Origin of the sequence: Spirosoma sp., from assembly GCF_048594605.1 — a bacterium.
Lineage (GTDB): Bacteria > Bacteroidota > Bacteroidia > Cytophagales > Spirosomataceae > Spirosoma.
This window is the reverse complement of sequence record NZ_JBMDWV010000309.1, coordinates 1-3,119: the sequence shown is the minus strand read 5'-3', so window position 1 is coordinate 3,119 and position 3,119 is coordinate 1. Positions and strand designations below refer to the sequence as shown.

Genomic DNA, 3,119 nt, shown 5'->3' with positions numbered 1-3,119 from the left:
AGTATTATTTACAAATTTTCACCCTGGCTACGACCATTTTAAATTAGGATTATTGAGTGCAACGATTTAATAACCGTAACATTCCCGAGCCGTATACTTAGCTGTACATACTACCTAATGTAGCGGCAGCACATATTCGCGTTACTTATCCATTACTCCCAATAACCATATGCCTCGTGTAATTCTGATCAAACAAGTAAAACAAAATAACAAAATTTCAACGCTACAAGCAGGAGAAAAGAATTGATTAAAAGTTTATTTCGTCTTTGGAATGGGGTGCCCCTGATGACTATCCATCTTCAGGTGCTCTTTATTTTTTTGTGTGCTTTCAAAACTGGCGAATTATTTGCTTGTTAAATGCTTGTTATCAAAAAAACATTGCGTATGAAACAGCTGGCACTGGCCGTAAGCCTTTTATTTACAGGAAATTGTTTTGCACAAATCGACAGTATGAAGCATGAAATGAACCTGCGTGATAAAGTGCTAAACGATATACAAAAGAGCTTTGATACCAGGAATAAAACGCTTGACTCTACAGTAACCACATTAGATCAACGTCTGTCAACACTTGACAAATCCATCTCTCAATCGAAAAATGCCAGCGAAAAAGCGGATAAATTACAGGAACGTGTACAAGCGGTAGAGGAAAAACAAAAGGCAATTGAACAAAATGAATTAAACCTTTTCCAGGCTAATTATCAGTCGGCCATGGTCAATCTGGTATCTATGGACAGGGAAATTAAGCCACTACTATTATTCAATTCTACCAAGTCCTTTTTTAATGCGCTTAGCGAAACCGGTAACCCGATGAACTACGACGGTTATACTAAATGGTATAACCAATACGCAGCCTATGTAAAAGATAAAAAGGCCGAAAGCCCGGTTTTGAATGTAACCAGCAATCTGCTGAGTTTTGCGGGGAACTTCACGAAGGGTGCACCGGTAACGGGTCCTATTACTTCCGCCCTGTTTTCGAGTATGACTACTTATATTGATAATATCGGGAAAAAAGAAAAGGCCCTGAAGGAACAAAGCGAACAGATGCTGACCCTCACCATGAAGATCAGCCAGTTTAATTACGATAATGACCGCATTGAGAATGAATGGGAATCTATAACTGCTGAATTGCAGGACCTGCAAACCAAATACGATAAATCATTAAAAGAAAACCTGGCCATCATCAAAACATCTCCAGCCGATTTCCAATCTGGTTTTTCCAGAGAGAATGATGCGGAGAAAAGGTATCAGTATCTTACCCGATTGAGAGACGAAGCTGCCAAATTTGTACGCGAAGAGCGAGCAAAAAATCCGAAAGACTGGCGCCAGAAAGCCTATGTACAAATGAATGATGTGCAATCATTGAAACAACGTTTTGGCCAGGTAACATTCAGAATCAGCCAGAACCTTTTAAAATATAAAGAACTTTTTGATAAATATAAAGCAGATCCGCAACTGGGCACCCGCATTAAAGATCTTGAGATAAAAATGAAGGAGCTACAGGAGTCTTTTGATAAGACCTTCGACCCATTGGAGTATATTAATTCGGCTAACCGGATGTATAAGGTGTAAGAGCGAAGATCTCAAAACATCTATTTTAATCCGCCAAAACGAGAATGCATCGTAGATTTTCGCTGCGAAATGCGCCGTATTTTAAATTCAACGAAAATCTAGTCCCCCGCCGGCGGGGGACTAGTAAGCTCTTGGGAAGAAAAATTTCGAAGGGGGTGGACCAGAGCGTCTTCGATTTTGTAATTTTGATATATGAAACACCAATTCCTGAATTTGTATTATAACAAATCTTTGCAACCTTATGCAAATAAACTTCGTAAAGATTTCACAAAAGCTGAAGCCTGTTTATGAAAATTTGTTTTACGCGCCCGCATGTTGCGTGGTTTCCAATTTAGAAGGCAAAGACCGGTACTACATTATATTGCTGATTTTATGTGTAAGGAGCTAATGCTGATCATTGAGGTAGATGGCAACACGCATCATTCTTTTGAAGCTTTAGTTAATGATGATAGGAGACAAAAAGCATTAGAAAACTTAGGGTTTACAGTAGTTAGGTTTACAGATAATGAAGTACTTCATAATATTAATGCAGTACAAAGTTTTCTTGAAAACTGGATTGAGAAAAGCGAGAGAAGCAAAAAATAGTTATTCCAAGATGTTCATTGATCCACCCCCGTCACGCTTAACGCGTGCCACCCCCGCCAGCGGGGGATAATCATTCCCCCTGGAACCAACATAATTTGTAAACAAGCTTCACTTGTAATATTCAGGTATAACCTTATTGACTTTTAGATTAACATTGTTTTGAAAAAGCTATATTCGCCTGCATTGTTATTTTGCTTACTTATACTCAGACATGAAAATAACGCGATTGTTCAACAACTTCATCAACAGCGAAAAATCAGGAGGTTTGATCCTGATCATCTGCACGATTCTTTCTATCCTGCTCACTAATTCAGTCTGGGGTGAAGCTTACCATCATTTTTGGGAAACTCAATTGGGAAGCGGATCTGTTGAATATTGGATCAATGATGGTCTGATGACTATCTTCTTCTTACTTATTGGCCTTGAGCTGGAAAGGGAGGTGTACATCGGGGAGCTTAGCAAAATCAAAAATGCACTACTACCGATATTTGGCGCTATAGGTGGGATGTTGTTACCGGCGGGGATTTATATCCTTTACAATCACGGAACCATTACTCAATCCGGAGCAGGTATACCCATGGCTACAGATATCGCTTTTGCCCTGGCCGTATTATCACTGCTTGGTAAACGTGTGCCTGTATCCCTCAAGGTATTTTTGACCGCACTGGCTGTCATTGATGACCTCGGAGCCGTATTGGTTATTGCCCTCTTCTATTCGAAAGGTATATTGTGGACGAATCTTCTGATTGCACTGGGTACCTGGGGATTACTGTTATTGTTTAACCGATTAAAGGTTAGAAACCTGATTCCTTACCTTATTGGCGGTACCCTTATGTGGTGGTTTATGTTGCATTCAGGAGTACATGCTACCATAACAGGCGTATTGCTGGCTTTTGCCATTCCCTTTGGTAAAGGTGATGCCAAATCGACGTCTTATATTTTGCAGGATTGCCTGCATAAGCCGG

At 39.9% G+C, this 3,119-nt stretch carries 3 protein-coding genes; all 3 read left to right on the top strand.

Annotated features, from left to right (window positions below):
* Positions 1 to 384 precede the first annotated feature (384 nt).
* Entirely contained in the window at positions 385 to 1,569 is a 1,185-nt protein-coding gene (locus ACOJS8_RS18785; RefSeq protein ID WP_420150083.1) for a hypothetical protein, read from the top strand.
* A 312-nt stretch (positions 1,570 to 1,881) separates the two neighbouring features.
* On the top strand, positions 1,882 to 2,154 hold the full coding sequence (locus ACOJS8_RS18780; protein WP_420150082.1) for an endonuclease domain-containing protein: 273 nt from the start codon (positions 1,882 to 1,884) through the stop codon (positions 2,152 to 2,154).
* A 211-nt stretch (positions 2,155 to 2,365) separates the two neighbouring features.
* Positions 2,366 to 3,119 (top strand): Na+/H+ antiporter NhaA (gene nhaA / locus ACOJS8_RS18775; protein ID WP_420150081.1); only part of this gene is annotated, 754 nt, incomplete at its 3' end.